16 protein-coding genes and 1 pseudogene are annotated in these 17,912 nt (G+C 69.6%); 9 read left to right on the top strand and 8 right to left on the bottom strand.

Annotation, left to right across the window (positions count from 1 at the left end; genetic code table 11):
• Positions 1-236 precede the first annotated feature (236 nt).
• Positions 237-1,766 carry an FG-GAP-like repeat-containing protein gene (locus ACZ6S6_RS22900; RefSeq protein WP_469706774.1) on the bottom strand — a complete coding sequence of 510 codons (1,530 nt, stop codon included), beginning with the start codon at positions 1,764-1,766 and terminating at the stop codon, positions 237-239.
• A 460-nt stretch (positions 1,767-2,226) separates the two neighbouring features.
• Here ACZ6S6_RS22900 and ACZ6S6_RS22895 point away from each other — a divergent pair, with 460 nt between their 5' ends.
• Genes ACZ6S6_RS22895 through ACZ6S6_RS22885 form a run of 3 tightly spaced genes read left to right on the top strand, consistent with a single transcriptional unit; the run spans position 2,227 to position 3,817 of the window.
• Positions 2,227-2,388, top strand: a complete 162-nt coding sequence (locus ACZ6S6_RS22895; RefSeq protein WP_362966216.1) for a hypothetical protein — start codon at positions 2,227-2,229, stop codon at positions 2,386-2,388.
• On the top strand, positions 2,385-2,954 hold the full coding sequence (locus ACZ6S6_RS22890) for a sigma-70 family RNA polymerase sigma factor (RefSeq protein ID WP_362966214.1): 570 nt from the start codon (positions 2,385-2,387) through the stop codon (positions 2,952-2,954). The genes ACZ6S6_RS22895 and ACZ6S6_RS22890 overlap by 4 nt, the downstream gene beginning before the upstream one ends.
• A complete protein-coding gene (locus ACZ6S6_RS22885; RefSeq protein ID WP_362966212.1) occupies positions 2,951-3,817 on the top strand; it encodes a hypothetical protein in 867 nt (288 codons plus the stop codon). The genes ACZ6S6_RS22890 and ACZ6S6_RS22885 overlap by 4 nt, the downstream gene beginning before the upstream one ends.
• Before the next feature lie 63 nt (positions 3,818-3,880).
• Here the strand turns inward: ACZ6S6_RS22885 and ACZ6S6_RS22880 are convergent, their stop codons facing one another.
• Positions 3,881-4,819, bottom strand: coding sequence for a carbohydrate kinase family protein (locus ACZ6S6_RS22880; RefSeq protein WP_469706773.1), 939 nt, complete (start codon positions 4,817-4,819; stop codon positions 3,881-3,883).
• 387 nt (positions 4,820-5,206) lie between these two features.
• Here ACZ6S6_RS22880 and ACZ6S6_RS22875 point away from each other — a divergent pair, with 387 nt between their 5' ends.
• Complete coding sequence (locus ACZ6S6_RS22875) at positions 5,207-5,626, top strand: hypothetical protein (RefSeq protein WP_362966208.1); 420 nt, start codon at positions 5,207-5,209, stop codon at positions 5,624-5,626.
• A gap of 39 nt (positions 5,627-5,665) precedes the next feature.
• Here ACZ6S6_RS22875 and ACZ6S6_RS22870 read toward each other — a convergent pair whose 3' ends face one another.
• A complete protein-coding gene (locus ACZ6S6_RS22870; RefSeq protein WP_469706772.1) occupies positions 5,666-6,520 on the bottom strand; it encodes an alpha/beta fold hydrolase in 855 nt (284 codons plus the stop codon).
• Between the two features lie 419 nt (positions 6,521-6,939).
• On the opposite strand from ACZ6S6_RS22870, the gene ACZ6S6_RS22865 reads away from it, so the two are divergent.
• The gene (locus tag ACZ6S6_RS22865; protein WP_469706771.1) at positions 6,940-7,488 is read left to right on the top strand and encodes a hypothetical protein; all 549 of its coding nucleotides are present in this window, start codon (positions 6,940-6,942) and stop codon (positions 7,486-7,488) included.
• Positions 7,489-7,674: 186 nt separating this feature from the next.
• Here ACZ6S6_RS22865 and ACZ6S6_RS22860 read toward each other — a convergent pair whose 3' ends face one another.
• Positions 7,675-8,526 (bottom strand): class I SAM-dependent methyltransferase, encoded by an 852-nt coding sequence (locus ACZ6S6_RS22860; protein ID WP_469706770.1) that lies wholly within the window; start codon positions 8,524-8,526, stop codon positions 7,675-7,677.
• Between the two features lie 268 nt (positions 8,527-8,794).
• On the opposite strand from ACZ6S6_RS22860, the gene ACZ6S6_RS22855 reads away from it, so the two are divergent.
• Positions 8,795-9,367 (top strand): GNAT family N-acetyltransferase, encoded by a 573-nt coding sequence (locus ACZ6S6_RS22855; RefSeq protein ID WP_469706769.1) that lies wholly within the window; start codon positions 8,795-8,797, stop codon positions 9,365-9,367.
• Positions 9,368-9,782: 415 nt separating this feature from the next.
• Positions 9,783-10,532 (top strand): annotated as a pseudogene (locus ACZ6S6_RS22850) (helix-turn-helix domain-containing protein); the annotation flags it as partial.
• Between the two features lie 355 nt (positions 10,533-10,887).
• Here ACZ6S6_RS22850 and ACZ6S6_RS22845 read toward each other — a convergent pair.
• Positions 10,888-11,637 carry a dienelactone hydrolase family protein gene (locus tag ACZ6S6_RS22845; RefSeq protein ID WP_469706768.1) on the bottom strand — a complete coding sequence of 250 codons (750 nt, stop codon included), beginning with the start codon at positions 11,635-11,637 and terminating at the stop codon, positions 10,888-10,890.
• A 238-nt stretch (positions 11,638-11,875) separates the two neighbouring features.
• On the opposite strand from ACZ6S6_RS22845, the gene ACZ6S6_RS22840 reads away from it, so the two are divergent.
• A complete protein-coding gene (locus ACZ6S6_RS22840; RefSeq protein WP_469706767.1) occupies positions 11,876-12,493 on the top strand; it encodes a TetR/AcrR family transcriptional regulator in 618 nt (205 codons plus the stop codon).
• 239 nt (positions 12,494-12,732) lie between these two features.
• Positions 12,733-13,533 carry an SAM-dependent methyltransferase gene (locus ACZ6S6_RS22835; protein ID WP_469706902.1) on the top strand — a complete coding sequence of 267 codons (801 nt, stop codon included), beginning with the start codon at positions 12,733-12,735 and terminating at the stop codon, positions 13,531-13,533.
• Between the two features lie 586 nt (positions 13,534-14,119).
• On the opposite strand, the gene ACZ6S6_RS22830 is transcribed toward ACZ6S6_RS22835, so the two are convergent.
• The 3 genes from ACZ6S6_RS22830 to ACZ6S6_RS22820 all read right to left on the bottom strand — a co-directional run bounded on the left by ACZ6S6_RS22830 (position 14,120) and on the right by ACZ6S6_RS22820 (position 17,911).
• Positions 14,120-15,151, bottom strand: a complete 1,032-nt coding sequence (locus ACZ6S6_RS22830) for an ABC transporter permease (protein WP_362966196.1) — start codon at positions 15,149-15,151, stop codon at positions 14,120-14,122.
• On the bottom strand, positions 15,148-16,683 hold the full coding sequence (locus tag ACZ6S6_RS22825) for a sugar ABC transporter ATP-binding protein (protein WP_469706766.1): 1,536 nt from the start codon (positions 16,681-16,683) through the stop codon (positions 15,148-15,150). Before ACZ6S6_RS22825 ends, ACZ6S6_RS22830 begins: the two co-directional genes overlap by 4 nt.
• Before the next feature lie 187 nt (positions 16,684-16,870).
• The gene (locus ACZ6S6_RS22820; RefSeq protein WP_362966192.1) at positions 16,871-17,911 is read right to left on the bottom strand and encodes a substrate-binding domain-containing protein; all 1,041 of its coding nucleotides are present in this window, start codon (positions 17,909-17,911) and stop codon (positions 16,871-16,873) included.
• Position 17,912 lies beyond the last annotated feature (1 nt).

Below are 17,912 nucleotides of genomic sequence, written 5' to 3'. Positions count from 1 at the left end.
GCTTCCGGTGTCCGGCGTGGGGGGGGGGGGGGGGGGGCGCCCCCCCCCCCCCCCCCCCCCCCCCAACCACCCCCCCCCCCCCCCCCCCCCGCCGCCCCCCCCCCCGCCCCCGCCGCCCCCCCCCCCCCGGGCGGGGTTCCCCCCCCCCGGGGGGCCCGCGGGGGGGGGGGGGGGGGGGGGGGGGGGGGGCGCCCCCCCCCCCCCCCCCCCCCAACGCCGCAAGCAACGCGGTGCCGTCAGCGCAGGAAGCTGCCGAACAGCGCCTTGGTCACCGGGCCCCCGACATCACCCGGACCGAAGGCCGTCGCGAGCTTCGTGGTCAGGCCGTCGGCGGTGCCGTTGAGGGTCCACACCGCTCCGGCCGAGGCGTTCTCCGCGGTCGAGGAGACCGCGAGGTCGCGATGGCCGTCGCCGTTGATGTCGAGGAGCGCGCAGGCCGCCCCGAACTGGTCGTTCGTCTCCGCGACACCGGGCACGCCCGCGGTGTTCTGGTGCATCACCTGGCTGCCCTCACCGGTGACACCGGAAGCGGTGCCGTGAAGCAGCGCGAACGAGCCGGCGTCGGTCAGACTGCCGAAGTCCTCACCGTCGATACCGAGGGCGATCTCCGCGCGGCCGTCCCCGGTCACGTCGGCGACCGAGACGCACGAGCCGACGTGGTCGCCCTCCTCCTCGGCGCCGTAGAACCCGGGCAGGGACTGGTCGAAGCTCTGCACCCGGTCGTACGAGGGGCCGGAGGCCGAGCCGTACAGGACGGTGACCTTGCTGATCTCGCCGCCGCTGCCGATCACCACGTCGCCGTAGCCGTCGCCGTCCACGTCACCGATGTCGGTGGCCCTGTCGTCGCCCTCGGAGCCGATGTCCCCGAGCGTGCCGCTCTCCGTGAATCCGCCGGCGCCGCCGTACAGGACATGGGTGGCCCAGACTCCGTCGCCCTCGTAGGCCCAGATGGCGATGTCGTCGCGGTGGTCGCCGTTGACGTCACCGACCGACGTGGCGGTGTTGGGCCCGCTGAGAGAGTGGGGGCCGTTCACGCACGAGTCGTCGGCCGCGCAGCCCGCACCGGAGCCGTTGTCGCCCCACCACTCCGACTTGTCCAGGAAATTGAGCCGGGCGGTCGGCTTGCCCGCGCGTGAGATGGGGCCCTTCCACAGGTTCGCCGACTGCGGTACGGAGTCATCGCCTTCGGCCTCGGCGTCACCGAGCAGCGCCAGATCGGCCTTTCCGTCACCGTCGAAGTCGCCCACCTGCGGGGTCAGCCCGTAGCCGGCGATGGCGGTGCCGCCGGTGAGTCCCGAGGGCGAACCCCACACGATGACGCTGCCCGCAGACCCCTTGGCCGAGCCGATCACGAGGTCGCTGTAGCCGTCGCCGTCGAGGTCCCCCTTGCTGAAGGTGTCCCCGAACCGCTGCTTCGCGGTGGCCGATCCGGGCACTCCGCTCGTCGAGCGGTTCACGAGCGTCTTGCGCGCGGGATCAATGCCGTTCGCCGAGCCGTACGTCACCGCCACATAGCCCGCCTGCGCCTTGCCGGAGACAGTCGCGCCAGGGGCTGCCGTGACGAGGTCCGCGTAGCCGTCGCCGTTGAAGTCCTCCGCCGGCGCCGCGCGGCCCCCGGCCGCGTGGGCCACCCCGGGGGTGAGCGACACAGCGGTCAGACCGCCCGAGATCAGGAGTGCGGCGGCCAGCGCTGCTGCCGCACGGGCGCCGTGCCGTCTGCCGGTCCGTCGCGCATTGTGGGTGTCAGGGCGTCGTATCCAGAGCATGAAGTCTTCCTTCGGTCGCCTGTTCACATCCACCCCGTAGGACGGCGACCCCACGGAGATGGTTGTGCCCCACAAGACATCCAATGTTTCGCGTACGGGAGTTGTGGCCGTGGAGAAGCCGTGGTTTACAGCTCCGCCGCGACGGGGTGATCCCGAGTGTGTGACTTGAGTCACTGTCAATGTTTGCTGGATTCGCGCAAATTTATGCAAAGTGCCGCTCGTGGAGCGTGTGCGCTGGTGACGGTGCTGGCGTGCGCGTGGCGTGGGGTGGCTAATGGTGCTGGATGAGCAGGAGGGAACATCTGTGCGTCACCAGGTCTGTCGCTCCGTAACTTTCCCCGAATTGCCCCTGCACACTTGTTCGTTCCGAGGTGTTGTTGAGGGTGAGGGGCGCACTACCCGCGCACTTCCCGGGCTCGAAGAAGCGCCCGGCTCTTCGCACGAACAGAGGCTCTCGCCTGTGACGACCCACCTCGTAGGTGACCTGATGATCCTGGCGGTCACGATCCGCGTCCTCGGCAAGGACGCCCTCACCCTGCTGCGCCACCTGGCGGCCGCGGGAGTCCGGGCCGGGGCGAGCGAGATGAGCCGCCGTCCCCACGAAAGGACGGAAGGCCGGTGACCGAGTACCGAAGCCGCACCCGTCAGGGCACCGATCCGATGACCCAGCAGCCCCCCGACCTCTCCTTCACCGCCTTCCACCAGATGAACCGCCCGCGCTACATCCACTACGCCGAGACGTTCCTCCACAACCGCCACGACGCCGAAGAGGCGATCGACAGCGCCTTCGAGCAGCTGCTGCGCACCTGGGACAAAGTCCTGCTCGTCGAGAACCCCGCCGGCTACGCCTGGACCGTCATGCGCAACAAGGTCAACGACCACAGCCGTGCGCGCAGGCGCCGGCCCCCGCTGCTCGACGACGAGGCCTTCAACACCTTCGCCCTGCGCGACGCCGTGGACCCGTACGGGCAGATCACCGAGTCCCTCGCCCTCATGAGGGCCATGCGTCAGCTCACCGAGCGTCAGCTCGACGTCATGGTGATGACCTACCTCCATGGGCTGAACGCACCCGCGGTCGCCGACGTCCTCGGCATCACCAGCGCCACCGTCCGCTCCACGGTCCGTCATGCGACGCGCCGGCTGCGGGACATCCTGGGACCCGACCGCGCCATGGAAGGACGGCGATGACACGCCACATCACGGATTTCCTCTCCCGCGCACGCCTCGTCACCACCCCTTACACCCAGGACGACATCAACGCCGCCGAGACCCGTCTCCTCGCCCGGCTCCGCACCACCGGCCCGTCCTCCGCCCCACCGCCACCATCCGCCCCCGTACCGGAGGAACCGACGGAGCACGAAGCGGCCCAGAACCTGCAGACCCTCTGCGAAACCGTCGTCACCCGCAACACCGCCCTCAGCGCCCTCGACACCTTCCTCACCCCACAACTCCCCGAACCTCCGGGAGCGCGCGTCCTCGGCTGCATCCTCCAGCTCGCCGAATCCGAGGAGAAGGCCCGCTTCTGGTGGCAGTACGCGGCCGGCGCCGGCGACCCCGCGGCCTCCTACTGCCTCTACCTCCACCACCTCGCGCTCGGCGAGCACGGTGAAGCCCGCTGGTGGTACGAACAGACCGAGCAGATCCAGAGCGCTCCCCCCTCCACCGACGACTTCACCGACGCCGTGCCCGACGTCACCGCTGACGACGTGCCAGGCATCGTCAGCGAGGCGCTCAACGCGGTGACGACCACCGACGCGAGCCTGCTGCCCACAGCGCTGCGCATTCTCGGCGCGCTCAAGACCGATCCGGCCCCGGTACCCGCCATGGTCGGTGCCGTGCTCGACTACGTTCCCGCGGCCGTCGGCCACATCGGCGACTTCGAGCTGCCCCTGCCCGCCCCCGGCTTCACCGACCACATCCGCACCCTCACCGCCACCAGCGCGCCCGCCCCCGGACGGCCTTCCGTGCGCAACCGGCTCCAGCCCCGCCCCAAACCCACCCGGCCGCTCATCGCCGCTGCCCGCCGGGACCCCAAATGGTGCTGGGGATAGCGCGTGAGGCACCGGCGCGACACGTGGGCCGACACGCGCCCTCAGCCGCGCCGACGCGCGGTGTCAACCGCCGGTCCGGCCGAGCGCCCCGGCGAGTTCCGCCGCGTCGGGCGGGTTGGCGCCGGCCCTGGCGACGGTCACGGCCGCCGAGGCCGCCGCTTGGCGCAGGACGTCGGCGACGGTGGCCCGGTCCATCGAGCGGAGCCGTTCCCGGCCGTTCGCGCCGAGCAGTCCGTGCGCCACGAGCGCGTGCAGGGTGCCCGACATGAAGGCGTCCCCCGCCCCCACCGTGTCGGCGACGTCGACGGCCGGCGCCCCGACCGTGACCCGGTCGTCGGGCAGAACCGCCAGGGCACCGTCGCCGCCCCGCGTGACCAGGACGACGGCCGGTCCGATGGCGAGCCACCGCTCGGCGACCCGCCCCGGCTCCTGCCCCGGGTAGAGCCATTCCAGGTCCTCGTCACTGGCCTTGACCACATCGCTGAGCGCGACACAGCGCTCGACCTTGCGGACGGCGTCCGTATGATCCCCCATCAGCTCCGGCCGCACATTGGGGTCGTAGCTGACGGTCGCGGCCGTCCGCAGCGAGTCGACGGCGGCGACGACCGAGGCCGCACCCGGTTCCATCACGGCGGCGATCGACCCGGTGTGGACATGCCGGGGCGGCTGCTCCAAGGACACCGCGCCGAGCGTCCAGCTGATCTCGAAGGTGTACGCGGCCCGCCCGGCGCTGTCCAGGGTGACGGCGGCGGACGGGGTCGGGGCCGTGGCACCGTCCGTGCGCACCTCGACCCCGGCACCTGTCAGATGGTCGCGGATCTGCCGCCCGTCGGCGTCCTGGCCGAGCTGGGTGAGCAGGGTCACGCCGTGTCCGAGCCTGGCCAGGCCGTACGCGACGTTGGCCGGGCTGCCTCCCGGGTGGACCTGGTCGGCGGCATCGGGCAACCGGACGATGTCGGCGACGCATTCGCCGATGACCAGCAGGTCGATTCTGTCGAGCATGAGGGTGAGGTCTCCTGAAGTGCGGTGACGTGGGTGTCCTGGTCGGCGGCACGGCCTCCGAACACATTGAGCCCGATCCTGCCGCGTGCACAATGGGTATCGGTCGCACCGACGACCGGCCGGTCGTCCACGAACGCCTCGGTGCGCCCGCCACGGGGCCAGGATCCGCAGGGCACACGACGGGGCCGCGCCGCCCTTCGGCCCGAGCCGGACAGTGCCCAGGATCTCGGTCCAGGACATGGAGCCGGCTTCAACACGCGATGCCCATGGCGTCCTGTCCGCGAAGTAGAGTGCCGCCAGTCAACCGGGGGCGGCATGGAACAGAGGAAAACGACAGATCCACCCGTCCAGGACGGAGACCGGCGATCGCGTCGTCTGCCGCGGGGGATGCGCTTCGTTGTGACGGCGTACGTCATCTGCTTCCTCTGGGGCACCACCGTGCACCTCGTGGACCTGGCGGGCGGCGGCCACAACAGCTACGCCTCGTACGCACCGGCGCCCATCCGCGTCTACTTCGTCGCTCTCGTCCTGCTCGACCCGCTCGCAGCGGTTCTGCTCGCACGGCTCCGACCGGCGGGCGTGCTGGTGGCCGTCGCGGTCATGTCCGTGGACATGACCGCCAACTACTACGTCAACTGGCCGCAGATCTCGCAGCACCCGGAGTATGTGCTCCGCCCCCTCGGGCTGTTGCCGGTCACCCTGTTCGCACTCTTCGTCGCTGTGACCGCGACGCATCTGTACCGGCACTTGGCCCGGATCGCCGGTTCACCGGAACACAGAAGCCGGCAGATGCCGAACTCCGCTTGATCCGTCCGGGCCACAGCCCTTGGCGATCGTCCGTCTCGTTCAGTCGGCCCGCACCGAGTGGAGCGCGGTGAAGGCCAGGAGAAGCGCGGCGGTGCGCGACGGGTCCTCCAGGATGGGCGTGTGGCCGGCACCGGCCAGCAACTCGACTCGCGCGCCCGGAACGGCCCGGTAGCCGGCAGCGGACGAAGGCCGCCACCTGCGGTCCTGGTCGCCGAAGATCACCTGCAGCGGTTTGCCGAGGACGGCCAGCCGGTCCGGGAGCGCCTGTTCGTCCAGATACGTGCGGGACGCCTGCATGGACGCGGCGACCGCGTGGAAGGTCATCCCGCGCAGATCGTCCACGACTTCTTGGGGGATCTGGTAGCCGGCGCGGAAAGCCGTGCTGGCGAACCGGCGGATCTGCTCGTCGGCCGGTGGCCACTGCTCCGGTGTGAACGCGGCGGACTCCGGTGCGATGAAGGCGTTGAGGCTGGGTCCGGTGTTGATGAGCGAAAGGGCGGCCACCAGGTCGGGCCGCTGCTCGATGAGGGCGGTGGCGGCGTAGCCGCCACTGGAATGGCCGACGACGAGGGCGCGCTCGACGCCGAGCTGTTCCAGCGCCGCGCCGACGGTGCGTCCCTGCTCGGGGATCTCGTAGCCGCGGTCGGACGGTTCGGCCGAGCGGCCGTGTCCGGGCAGATCAATCCGGATGACGCGGTGGGACTCGGTCAGCAGCGGAACCAGCTGGTCCCACGAGCGGGTCGAGGAGGCGGAACCGTGGATCAGCAGGAGTGCGGGAGCATCGCGCGGGCCGTCCTGGCACACGTGGATGTCGCCACCGGGCAGGGGCAGGATCGAATCCCCGGTGGCCTCGGCGTCGGCGTTCACATCAGGTTGTCCGTCAGGGAGAGTCATGGGCCCACTGTCGTCGCCGGTGCGCGTCGGTGGCTTGGACAAATGTTCCCGGCCGCACTTCCGTAGCAGCAGCGTTTGTCTGCTGCTACGAGCAGCAGTTGCGGATCTTGGGGACCGTGGATGCTCACGAGAGATAAGAGATAACAGCAGGCGGGCGGCTGTCGGCCAGCGAGGCGGTCTCCGGTGGAGATCTGTCGCTATCGTGTTTCCGTGACTGGCCCTGTGCAGCGGTCCCTGTTGTTTCTCGATGTCGATGGGCCACTCATCCCATCCGGCGCGGTGTCCCAGCCCTGTCCGATGTCGGCGTACAGCGCAATGTGCACAGTCAGGTACGGATGAACGTGCACGGCCGTCCAAGGACGCCAGCCGGGAACGGGCCTGCTTCAGTGCCATCAGTGGGGCAGGGCATGATCCGGTGGATGCGCTATACCACGTGGACTTCAGATCGCATGTCTGTCTCCTACGGGCAGTACTACCTACAGGGTGATGAGTTCCTCAGCGAGTACGACGACACCGACACGGTCGAGCGGATCTTCGACGGAAACAGCCTAGTGGCCGGGGGCCCGGAGCATCTCACGGTGCTCGCGGGCACCCACACCGGCTGTATACGCCTGACCACCCAACACCGCGCGGATGAACCACTCCTTTCAGAGCAGGAGTGGGAGACCATAGTCGACGTGAGTATCCGCAGCACGAGCGGCAACCTGCGGCTGTTCCGCTGGGGCGGAGATGTCGAGGAGGACGCCGGGAACTTCGCCACGGCCGGAGCGGGCTGGTACCGCGTCCGCGTTCAGGCACGCGGACGCGACGAAGGCGACGGACACGAAGGCGACACCCCGGTGGAAGAGCACCTTCTCAGCGTCTGGCCCGCACCGCCGCAACCCGACACCGTCCACCGCGCAAACGACGCCCTCGCCCGCACGCACTACGATCCCACCCGCCCTCCTGGCCAACCCATCCACCCCTGAGCACGTTCATCTGTACCTCGTGGAGCAACCAAAGGTGTACGCCGACAACTGTCGACCACAGCACCATCCGGCGAGGCGATTTTCGGGCGGACTTCAGTGGTCGTAGACGGTCAGTGCGCGCATGATGAAGCCGGCTCCACTCATCAGGCCCTCTTGGAATCGATCATCCAGGGGCCGTGAGGCGCTCTACCGGCGGACCGCCGAGATCAGTCCGCCGGGCCGTTCATCGCGCTGTGCAGGGGTGCTGATCGGGCGGCCGTAGGTGGCGGCGCGCTCGCGCAGGGTGTGGCTGTCGGCCTCCCAGCCGTGCCCGGCCAGCCAGCCCACCGGATCGTCGGGCATCTCCGAGATCCACATGGACGCCGCCGATCCCGGCGCGGCGTCCGCGCCGAAGCGGTCGATCACGCCGCGCGAGCCCAACGTCAGCCCCATCCGACTGCCTGCCGCCGACTGAGTGCTGATCCGGGCCAGCAGTAGCTCCACCGCATCCCCGGGCAGATAGATCAGTAGTCCTTCGGCGATCCACGCGGTCGGCACGGCCGGGTCGTGTCCTGCGGCGGCCAGCGCGCCCGGCCAGTCCTCACGCAGATCCACCGCGACGGTGATCCGCTCGCAGCGTGCGCCGGCCCGCTCCTGGCGCAGCACGGAAGCCTTGAAGTCCAGTGGCGCGGCCGTGTCGACCTCGAACATCCGGGTGTCCTCGGGCCAGTCCATCCGGAAGGCCCGGCTGTCCATGCCGGCGCCGAGCAGAACGACCTGCCGGACTCCGGACGCGGAGGCCTCCTGCAACAGGTCGTCGAGGAACTTCGTCCTGATGACGATGGAGAACGACACGGCCAGCCGGCGGCGTCGCGCGGCCTCGTCGTCGGGCAGCGGCGGCGAGGAGGGCCACCGGCCGCCGGCGGTGGCAAAGGCCTGTGCCAGTGGGTCGCGGAACAGTGCGTTCTCCCGCTCGGTCTCCCGCGCCCGCACCCTGGCCACCCCAACCGCCGTGGCCCACACTCCCGACGGCTGCACCCGCTCCCGCTCATCAGTCACCGCGCCAGCCTAGATGCGAGACGATGGACCTGGACCTCGTGCCGAACAACATCAACAACGTCCGCATCAGACTGAAGCGCCTGACCGGGCGCGGAATCCTCGATGAGACCGAGCAGGGACTGTTCGCCAGGCCGCGACCGTAACCGCCCGGCAAACCCACCGCCGGCCCCCTCACGTCGTTCTGCCGGCCCGCCGGGGAAACCCGTTGCGAGTGACCGGCATCGGATGTCTGATTGATCGGCCACCGATCACGGGACGGAACATGAGTATGTCGCTGCCCACCCCCTCGTTGCAGACCTCTCGCCTTCGACTGCGTGCCTTCGAAGGCGCGGACGCGAACGACCTGTTCGCGCTGCAGAGCAACGCCTACGTGTTGCGCTACTGGGACGATCCACCGTGGACCGAACGCGCGCGCGCCGAGAAGTTCATCACCCGTTGCCGAGAGATGGAAAAGGAAGGCACCGGGGCGCGGCTGGCCGTGGATCGTGTCTCCGACGGGGCGTTCATCGGCTGGTGCACCCTGAACGGGTGGAATCCGGACTTCCGTAGCGCGTCGCTGGGCTACTGCTTCGACGATGCGGCGTGGGGCCACGGTTATGCGACCGAGGCCGCGCGCGCTTTGCTGCGGTGGGCATTCGACACGCTGGACCTGAATCGCGTCCAGGCTGAGGCCGATACGCGCAACGTGGCTTCTGCCCATGTGCTGGAGAAGCTCGGCTTCGTGCGTGAGGGGACGTTGCGGGAAGACTGCGTTGTCAACGGCGTGGTCTCTGACTCGCGGGTCTACGGGCTGCTCAGGCGGGAGTGGCGGCCGTCGTCCGAGCCGGCTCCCGCCCGCTGAGACCCATCGCCCGGCACCCGGTATCGACCACGCCCCGAACCACTGGTCACTGCGCCTCATCCAAACTCAACGGCGAACCGGGCAAAGGCTCACATCCCGCCCTCTCAGACCGCTGATGTTCTCCGCAGCGAGCTGCTCGGCCGAGGACGACCGCACGGACTGAATGACGTAGGTTCACGGACGGCATCCGGACACGCCAACTTCCCGCAGCCTGGACGGTGCGATCGAACAGGTAGGCCAAACCCAGTAGTTCACCGGCACCGACCACAGAAGCTGAGCCAGAACCGCTACTCGTGAACAAAGCCACCCGCCCTCGTACCATTTGATGATGCGGTCCACTGTGGGTGAATACGGCGATCCCGCCGCGTGGGACATCGCGCGTCAGCAGCGGCCCGGCCGGTTGCCCGGTGTCGACATGGCCGGGTTCCGAATTCCTCGCGCGCCCGCCACCGGGCTGCGGGTGGTCCCGCACCCGGCCGTGATGCTGCTCCTGGAGTTCGGGACGAGCCCGTCCGTCGTGGACGACGGCGCTGGGCGGCGGCATCGGGGAAGCCTCGTAGCCGGGCCCGGATTCGGGTTCGGCTACGAGGCTCGTGCGTGGGGCGAGAACATCGAGTGCGTGCAGGTACGCCTCTCCCCGGTGATCGCCCGCGCGGTCCTGGACGTCTGCCCGGCCGACCTGGACGGTACGTCGGTGGCCCTCGACGACCTGTGGGGCCGCGAGGCGTCACGGATTCGCGAGCAACTGAGCGAGAACTCCTCCTGGGAGGAACGCTTCGCGTTGACGGCAGCGCTGCTCGCCCGCCGACGTGACGCGCGGCCGCCGGTGGACCCGGAGGTGGCCTGGGCCTGGAACCGGATCGTTGCCGGCCGTGGCCGCGTCCGGATCGGTCAACTGGCGGCCGAACTGGGATGGAGCCGCAAGCGCCTGTGGCCCCGGTTCCACGCGCAGACCGGTATGCCGCCCAAGCGTGCGGCGAACCTGGTCCGCTTCGACCGTGCCGCCCACCAACTGGTCTCAGGTGAAGGCGCGGCCCGAGTCGCCGCGGACGGCGGCTACTTCGACCAGTCCCATCTGCACCGTGAGGTCATGGCGTTCTCCGGGGTCACTCCGGCGAACGTGGCCGGCGAGCAGTTCCTGACGGTCGACGCCATCGCATGGCCGGCCGCGCACCGCCGTGCGTCAAGGTTTACAGCCGAGCAAATCCGCGTTGAACCAGTTGATGCGCAGCTTCGCCGCACGACACGTCGACGATCCGCGCACACTGCTGCTCATGGCGCCCGGCTGGGTGAAGACCGACCTGCGCGGCCCCGCCGCGCGTCTGACGACCGGCCAGAGCATTCCCGGCGTGGCCGACACGATTGAGGCCCAGGCTGGCAGGGGCGGACTGCAGTTCCTGGACTACCGGGGTCGGACCGTCCGCTGGTAGGGCAGTCCGGCAAGGTGGCGGCACGGCCGGCGGGGTGCGTCCATCAGGCCTGCGGAGCCGGATTCCGGGCCGGGGTTCCGGGCCGGAGCCTCAGCTGTTGGTCAGGGCGCGGTCGAGGAGAGGGAGCAGGCGGTCCCAGTGGTGCCGCAGTGCGGAGGGGTTGAAGGCCGCGGTGTCGGACATGGTGAAGCCGTGGACGGTGCCGGGGTAGATCTCGCAGGTGTGGCTGATACCCGCGGCGTCCAGGGCCTGGTTGAGCTCGCTGAGGGTCTCGGGGGACATGTCGCCTTCGGCGAGGCCGAGGTGCACTTGGGCGGTGACCTCGGGGAAGCCGCGGTGCGGGCTGTCGGGTGCGTCGGTGACCAGGGGGCTGGGGTGGAACCCGGCGACGGCGGCCACCTGATCGGGGTGTGCCGCTGCGGTGCGCATCGCCAGGGCGCCGCCCATGCAGTAGCCGATCACGGCGACCGGTCCGGCGCCGACCTCGGGCTGGGCGGTGAGGAACCTGAGGTAGGCGTCGGCGTCGCGCAGGGCACGTTCGCTCGTGTGCGCCTCGATCAAGGGCATCACCTGGGCGAAGACCGCGGGCCGGGTCTCCGCTCCGATGTGCTCGGGAAGTTCGATCACCGGTGCCGGGCCATGGCGGTAGAAGACGTTGGGGACGAGCACGTAGTACCCGTGCCCGGCCAGTTCACGGGCCATCTCCTCCACCACGGGCCGTACGCCGAAGGCGTCCGGGTACAGCAGCACCCCAGGGTGCCGGCCGTCACGGTCGGGGAAGGCGGCAAAGGCGTCGGCCTGGCCGTCCGCGGTGGGAATTTGCAGCGTCTTGGTGGGCACGTTGTTCCTTCCTCGGCTGATACGAGTGCACAGCCTTTTTACAGAACAGAGTTGAGGTCATTCACAGCGGTGACGGATGTCCGCCGGGCCCTCGCCCCGATGCTCGCGCGCTTCGCGATCGCAAGCACGGTACAACCAGCGTAGTAGTCAATGCAATGACCGTTGTACTTTATCCTCAGCGAATACGCTTGACCAGGGCAGCAGCGGCAGAGAGGCAAGCCACCCCATGAGGCAGGGCATGGCGGAGAAGCGGTCGGCCATCGTGCAGGGCGCACGCAAGGTCTTCGGGCGTGACGGCTACACGCGCACGAGCATCGACTCGATCGCCAAGCAGGCCGTGGTCTCCACCCGCACGATCTACAACCATTTCCCCGGTGGCAAGGTCCAGCTCTTCAGGGCCGTGGTGGTCGAGGGGTCGGAACCGGTCGTCGAGGCACATCTCGACGCGATCGACCGGCGGCTGCACAGAGTGACGGCGGCCGACCTCGAGCAGGACCTCGTCGAGTTCGTGGAAGCCTGGATCGCCGCGTCGAACCGATTCGCCGACCATTTCGCGGTCATGCGCCAGCTGCGGGCCGAAAGCGCCCATGTCCCGCGGGAGTTCCTCACGGCCTGGCGGCAGAGCGGGCCGCAACGGGCGTCCGACGCGCTGGCCGGGCGGTTCGCGGCGCTGGCCGCCGACGGCCTGCTCGCGACGGACGACCCGGCGCGGGCGGCCCGCCATTTGCTGCTGCTCACGGTGACCGAGATCAACGAGGTGAGTTTCGACGGGGCGTTGCCGCTCCCGGAGGAGGCGGAACGCGCGATTGTCGAGTCGGGCGTACGGGCCTTCCTGCGGGGATACGCGCCGCGGTGACCTGGCCTTCGCCGTGCGCCGGATCGACGGGCCACTCGCGCAACGTCTCACCGGAGCAAGGCCCTTGACCGCCCGGGGGCACCGGTCCGTGAACCGGTGCGAAACCCTCTGCATACCAGACGAAACCCTCTGCGTACCAGACGATCCGGGCTGACGGGCAACGAGTGCCGGATCACGGAGGTACCGTGTCCGGACTTGAGTTCGAGCTGGCTGTGGCGGCCGCACGAGGAGACAAGACGATGAGCGAGAACACGCTGTCCGCACCCCATCCCGCGAACGCGCATCCAGCCCGCGTGTACAACGTCTGGCTGGGCGGGAAGGACCACTATCCGGTGGATCAGGAGGCGGCGGAGCTCGCCGCTCGGGCGAACCCGGCCATCGTGCCGTCGGTCCGGGCCAACCGCGCCTTCCTCGGCCGAGCCGTACGACACCTCACGGGGGTCGGGGTCCGTCAGTTCCTCGACATCGGTACGGGGATTCCCGCCGCGGCGAACACCCACGAGGTGGCGCAACAGGCCGCCCCCGAATCACGTGTTGTCTACTTCGACAACGACCCCATCGTGCTCTCGCACGCGCGGGCGCTCCTGTTCAGCGGCCCCGGGGGGCAGACCGCCTATGTGCAGGCCGATGTACGGGACGTGGACGCGATCCTCGACGCGGCCCACCGGAACCTGGATCTGAACCAGCCGGTCGGCCTCATGCTCATCGCGGTCCTTCAGTACATCAAGGACGCCGAGGACCCCTGGGACATCACCCGCCGGCTGCTGGACCGCCTCGCCCCGGGCAGTTACCTCGCCCTGTCGCATCCGGCCGCCGACGTCACGGCTCCCGAGGTCGCCGAATCCATGCGGATCTACAACGAGCGCGCCGCCAATCACGCCTCGGCCACTCCCCGTACCCGCTCGGAGGTGCACCGCTTCTGCGACGGCCTGGAGATCCTGGAACCGGGAGTGGTCACGCTGACTCGCTGGCGTCCGGGACCGTCAGACGCCCCGGACGACACCCTTCCCATGTGGTGCGCCGTCGCACGCAAGGCGTAGCCGGGACATCCTCGGTAACCGCTGTACCCCAGCAACCAGCACGTGGCGTGAGCGGGGTCCTCTCGTTGGCGGAGCTGTAAGAGCTGGCCGTGGCTGAGCTGGCCGGCGCCGGCCAGGGCGGAGCAGGGCCGGGTGAGGGAGGCCCACGAGCCGGCGGAACAGGCTCTGGTCCTGCATCCCCGCTCGGGTGTGGCCGCGCATGCCCTCGCGCACGCAGAGCACGAGTTGGGGGGCGGCCCCGACTACCGCGATGTCCTGGCCCCTGTCGTCCTGGCACTGGCCCAGATCACCGCGGGCCGGCCCCGCGCGGCGGTGGACCTGCTCAGCCGCCTGGGCGACGACGCGGAACGGATCGGTGGTGTACGGGTGGAGCGCGAGATCAGGACCTCCTCCTGGCCGTACGCCCGCCGGCCACCATGGTGGGGCCTCGCTGACCCCCGCGCACCGGACGGGGCACCGGTTCTCGTTACCGGCGGCACGGCTGGACCGGGCCTCCTGGCGTCGGCGTTCGGGGGCGCCGCGACCGTGCCGGTCGCAGCGCCCCCGCTCCTGCCCCGGCCCGGAAGGGTTCCCGCGCGGAGGCGGATCAGTGCGGTAGTCCGACGGCCCTCTCGCCGCTGCGGCGCTGCTGGATGACGACGGCGACGACCAGCAGGGCGCCCTGGGCGACGTTCTGCCAGAAGGAGTTGATGCCCTGGACGGTGAGACCGTTCTCGAGGGCCCCCAGGAGCGCGACGGCGAGGAGGGTGCCCCCGATGCCGCCCTTGCCGCCCTTGAGGGCCGCGCCGCCGAGCGCGGCGGCGGTGATGGCCTTGAGTTCGAGGCCTTCGCTGCCGGAGGTGGGCTGGCCGGATCCGGTGCGTGCGGTCAGCAGGATGCCGGCGATGGCGGCGACGATCCCGATGAGGGCGTAGACGCAGATCAGGTACTTGTTGATGTTGATGCCGGCAAGGCGGGCGGCGGTGTCGTTGCCGCCGATCGCGTAGATGTTGCGGCCGATGTCGGTGTACCGCAGCAGAAGATGGACGAGCACGGCGACGACGATGAGGATCCAGACCATGACGGGAAGTCCGGCGATCTTCCCGCGGCCGAGGAAGACGAAGAAGTCGTTGTTGAGGACATAGCCCTGGGCCCGTCCGTCCGACAGGAGCTGGGCGAGGCCCTTGTAGGCGGCGAGACCCGCCAGGGTGGCGATGGTGGGGTTGACCCGGCCGTAGACGATGATCAAGCCGTTGAGTACGCCGATGAGCACGCCGACGCCGATCGCGGCCGCCACGCCGAGGAAGGCGTTGGTGTTGGTGCTGGTGAAGACCATGGCGCTGACGACGGATGCCACACCGGTCTGGGAGCCGACGGAGATGTCGAGCCCGCCACAGATGATCACGACGGTCTGCACGATCGCGAGGAGGCCGGTGATGGTGGCGGCCTCGGCGATGACCTGCATGTTGGACAGGCTCAGATAGTTGTCGTTGAGGATCCCGAACAGAACGAGCACGAGGATCAGCGCGCCGACGAGGCTGATGTTTTGCCCGCTGATGCGGGAGAGCAGCTTCGGCCGGGAGGCCGGTCCTTCCGACGGCTCCTTGACTGCTGGGGAAGGGGCGCTGGTGGTGGTCATGAAGTGGCTCCGGGGGTGCGGGTGCTGATGATGTCGTCGGCCATCGCGAGGGCGAGGATGGATTCTTCGGTGGCCTCGTCGTGGTTGAGCTCGCCGGTGATACGGCCTTGCTGCATGACGACGACCCGGTCCGCGAGACCGAGGAGTTCGGTGAGCTCGGAGGAGATGACCAGCAGGGCGACGCCCTCGGCGGCGAGGTCGGCGATGATCTGGTAGATCTCGGCCTTCGCGCCGACGTCGATGCCGCGGGTCGGCTCGTCCAGGATCAGGACCTTCGGCTTGCGGGCCAGCCACCGGGCCAGCACGACTTTCTGCTGGTTGCCGCCGGACAGTTTGCGCACTTCGTGCTCGACGGACGGAGTGCGCACCCGGAGCCGGTCGGTGTAGCGCTGGGCGAGTTCCCGCTCGGCGGTCCGTCGCACGAAGCGGGAGCGTCGCAACCGGTTGAGGACGACCAGGGAGATGTTGGCCCGGACGGACTGTTGCAGGAAGAGGGCCTGCGCCTTGCGTTCCTCCGGCGCGAGTCCGAGTCCGGCCCGGATCACCGCGCCGGGGCGGCCGCTCGGCAGCGGGGCGCCGTCCAGGGTCGCGCTGCCGCTGTGGACGGGCTGATCGCCGGCGAGGGCCAGGGCGAGTTCGGAGCGTCCCGCGCCGATGAGACCGGCCAGCCCGACGACTTCGCCGGCGTGGACCTGCAGCGAGATGTCGTGCACGTCGTCGGTGGTGAGGTTCTTGACGTCGAGTACGAGCCGGTCGGTGGCGACCCGCTGACGTACGAACATGGTGGAGAGGTCGCGGCCCACCATGAGGCGCACCAGCTCCGCTTCGTTCGTCGTGTCCGCCTGCTGGACGCCGACCAGGCTGCCGTCGCGCAGTACGGCGATACGGTCGGCGAGCTGGAAGATCTCTTGCATGCGGTGCGAGACGTAGACGATCGCGATGCCCTGGTCCCGCAGTCGCCGGATCAGGGCGAACAGGGCGTCCACCTCGTGCTCGGCCAGGGAGGAGGTGGGTTCGTCGAAAGCGATCAGACGGGCCGTCGTACTGCCGGTGAGGGCGCGCATGATCTCGACCAGCTGGCGCTGTGCCGGGGTGAGTTGTGAGCCGAGGAGATCGGGGTCCAGGACGCCGGCGAAGCCGAGCCGGGCCAGGTCGGCGTTGATCCGGCGGCGCAGCTCCGCCCGGTCGAACCGCCTGCCGGCCTTGCGGGGCAGCGCGCCCGCGTAGACGTTCTCGGCGACGGAGATGTGCGGGATGATCTCGGGTTCCTGCGGGATGATCCGGATGCCCGCCGCGCGCGCCCTGGCGGGGGTGTCGAGGGTGATGCTCTCGTCACCCTCGACGACGTGGCCCTCGGTCGGCTGGTGGTCCCCGGTGAGGATCTTGAGCAGGGTCGACTTGCCCGCACCGTTCTCGCCCATCAGCGCGGTGACCTGACCTGGTGGGAAGTCGAGCGTGATCCCGCTGAGCGCCTGCACGGCACCGAACCGTTTGGTGACGTCCGCTATGCCGATGGACCCGGAATGAGGCACGTCGTCGGGTGGTCCGTCGGAAGGGTCTGGGCCGGCTGTCGAGTGGGGGGCTCTTGTCATCTGTCGATTCACCTCGAAGGCATGGCGCGCAGTGTGGTCAGGGTGCCGGGCCGGCGTGGAGCACAGCCGCTTCGGCCCGTGGCGGCAAAAGCCGGTGCGGCCACGGGCCGAAGCGGGGCGGGCCGGGTCAGCTGCAGGTGAGTCCGGAGGACTTCCAGTTGGAGTGGTCGATCATCTTGGTGGGGGCGAAGGCCTCCTTGGGGAAGTCCTTGCCGTTCTTGAGCTTGTCGTACATGGTCTGGACCGCCAGGGCGCCGACGTCCTTGCCGTTGATGAAGAGAGCCGCCTTCATGCCGGTCTTCTTGTCGGTCTGCCATTCCTTGCAGGCGAGGTAGGCGCCCAGGCCGACGCCGATGACGTGGTCGGGACCGATCCCGGCGTTCTGGAGCGCGGTGACTCCACCCATGGTGTTCTCGTCGTTGCAGCCCCAGACGACCCAGTTCTTGACCTTGGAGTTCGCGGTGATCGTCGCGGCGATCTTGTCCTGGGCACCGGTCGGCGTGTTGTCGGTGGGGACGTTGATGGTCTTCACACCGGGAACCGCGGCGTCGAAGGCCTTCTTGGCGGCCTTGACACGGTCGCCGCAGACGGTGACGTCCTGCTTCCACGCCGAGACGACTCGCGTGTCGGCGGCCTGCCAGCCGGCCTTCTTGTACTCCTCCGCGGCGCGCTTGCCGACTTCGGTGCCCATCTGGGCGCCGCTGAAGCCGATGCGGGACACGAGGTCGTCCTCGCCGCAGGAGGCCGGGTCGGGACCGGTGGTGCAGATCTGGTCGTCGGAGGTCAGCAGGGCGACCTTGCCGTCCTTGGCGGTCTGCGCGACCTGAGGTCCCACGGCCGGGTCCGGGACGACGATGATGACGCCCTTGGCCTTCTGGGCGACGGCGGACTGGACTTCGCTGACCGTCTTGTTGGCGTCGTTGCCCAGGTTGACCACCTTGAGGCTGATCCCGAGCTCCTTGGCTTTCGCCTTGGCGCCGGCCGCCTCGCCCACGAAGTACTCCTGGTCGCCCTGCTTCTGCAGGTACGTGATGGAGATCTTGCCGTCGACCTTGCCGACCGAGTCCTCCCCGGAGTCCTCCTTGCCCGATGAGCACGCGGTGCTCAGGGCGAATGTGAGCAGCAGGCCGGTGGCGACGGCGACGTGCCGACGGGATGAACGGGACATG

The organism is Streptomyces sp. NPDC048671 (assembly GCF_055587045.1).
The sequence above is the reverse complement of the archived record's forward strand: the minus strand, read 5'-3'. Positions and strand labels throughout refer to the sequence as shown.

Coding starts and splice junctions, on each gene's coding strand:
- ACZ6S6_RS22865 (WP_469706771.1), top strand. CDS start 6,940: ATGCGCTATACCACGTGGACTTCAGATCGCATGTCTGTCTCCTACGGG.
- ACZ6S6_RS22870 (WP_469706772.1), bottom strand. CDS start 6,520: ATGACTCTCCCTGACGGACAACCTGATGTGAACGCCGACGCCGAGGCC.
- ACZ6S6_RS22830 (WP_362966196.1), bottom strand. CDS start 15,151: ATGACCACCACCAGCGCCCCTTCCCCAGCAGTCAAGGAGCCGTCGGAA.
- ACZ6S6_RS22840 (WP_469706767.1), top strand. CDS start 11,876: ATGGCGGAGAAGCGGTCGGCCATCGTGCAGGGCGCACGCAAGGTCTTC.
- ACZ6S6_RS22885 (WP_362966212.1), top strand. CDS start 2,951: ATGACACGCCACATCACGGATTTCCTCTCCCGCGCACGCCTCGTCACC.
- ACZ6S6_RS22875 (WP_362966208.1), top strand. CDS start 5,207: ATGCGCTTCGTTGTGACGGCGTACGTCATCTGCTTCCTCTGGGGCACC.
- ACZ6S6_RS22835 (WP_469706902.1), top strand. CDS start 12,733: ATGAGCGAGAACACGCTGTCCGCACCCCATCCCGCGAACGCGCATCCA.
- ACZ6S6_RS22820 (WP_362966192.1), bottom strand. CDS start 17,911: ATGTCCCGTTCATCCCGTCGGCACGTCGCCGTCGCCACCGGCCTGCTG.
- ACZ6S6_RS22880 (WP_469706773.1), bottom strand. CDS start 4,819: ATGCTCGACAGAATCGACCTGCTGGTCATCGGCGAATGCGTCGCCGAC.
- ACZ6S6_RS22900 (WP_469706774.1), bottom strand. CDS start 1,766: ATGCTCTGGATACGACGCCCTGACACCCACAATGCGCGACGGACCGGC.
- ACZ6S6_RS22855 (WP_469706769.1), top strand. CDS start 8,795: ATGTCGCTGCCCACCCCCTCGTTGCAGACCTCTCGCCTTCGACTGCGT.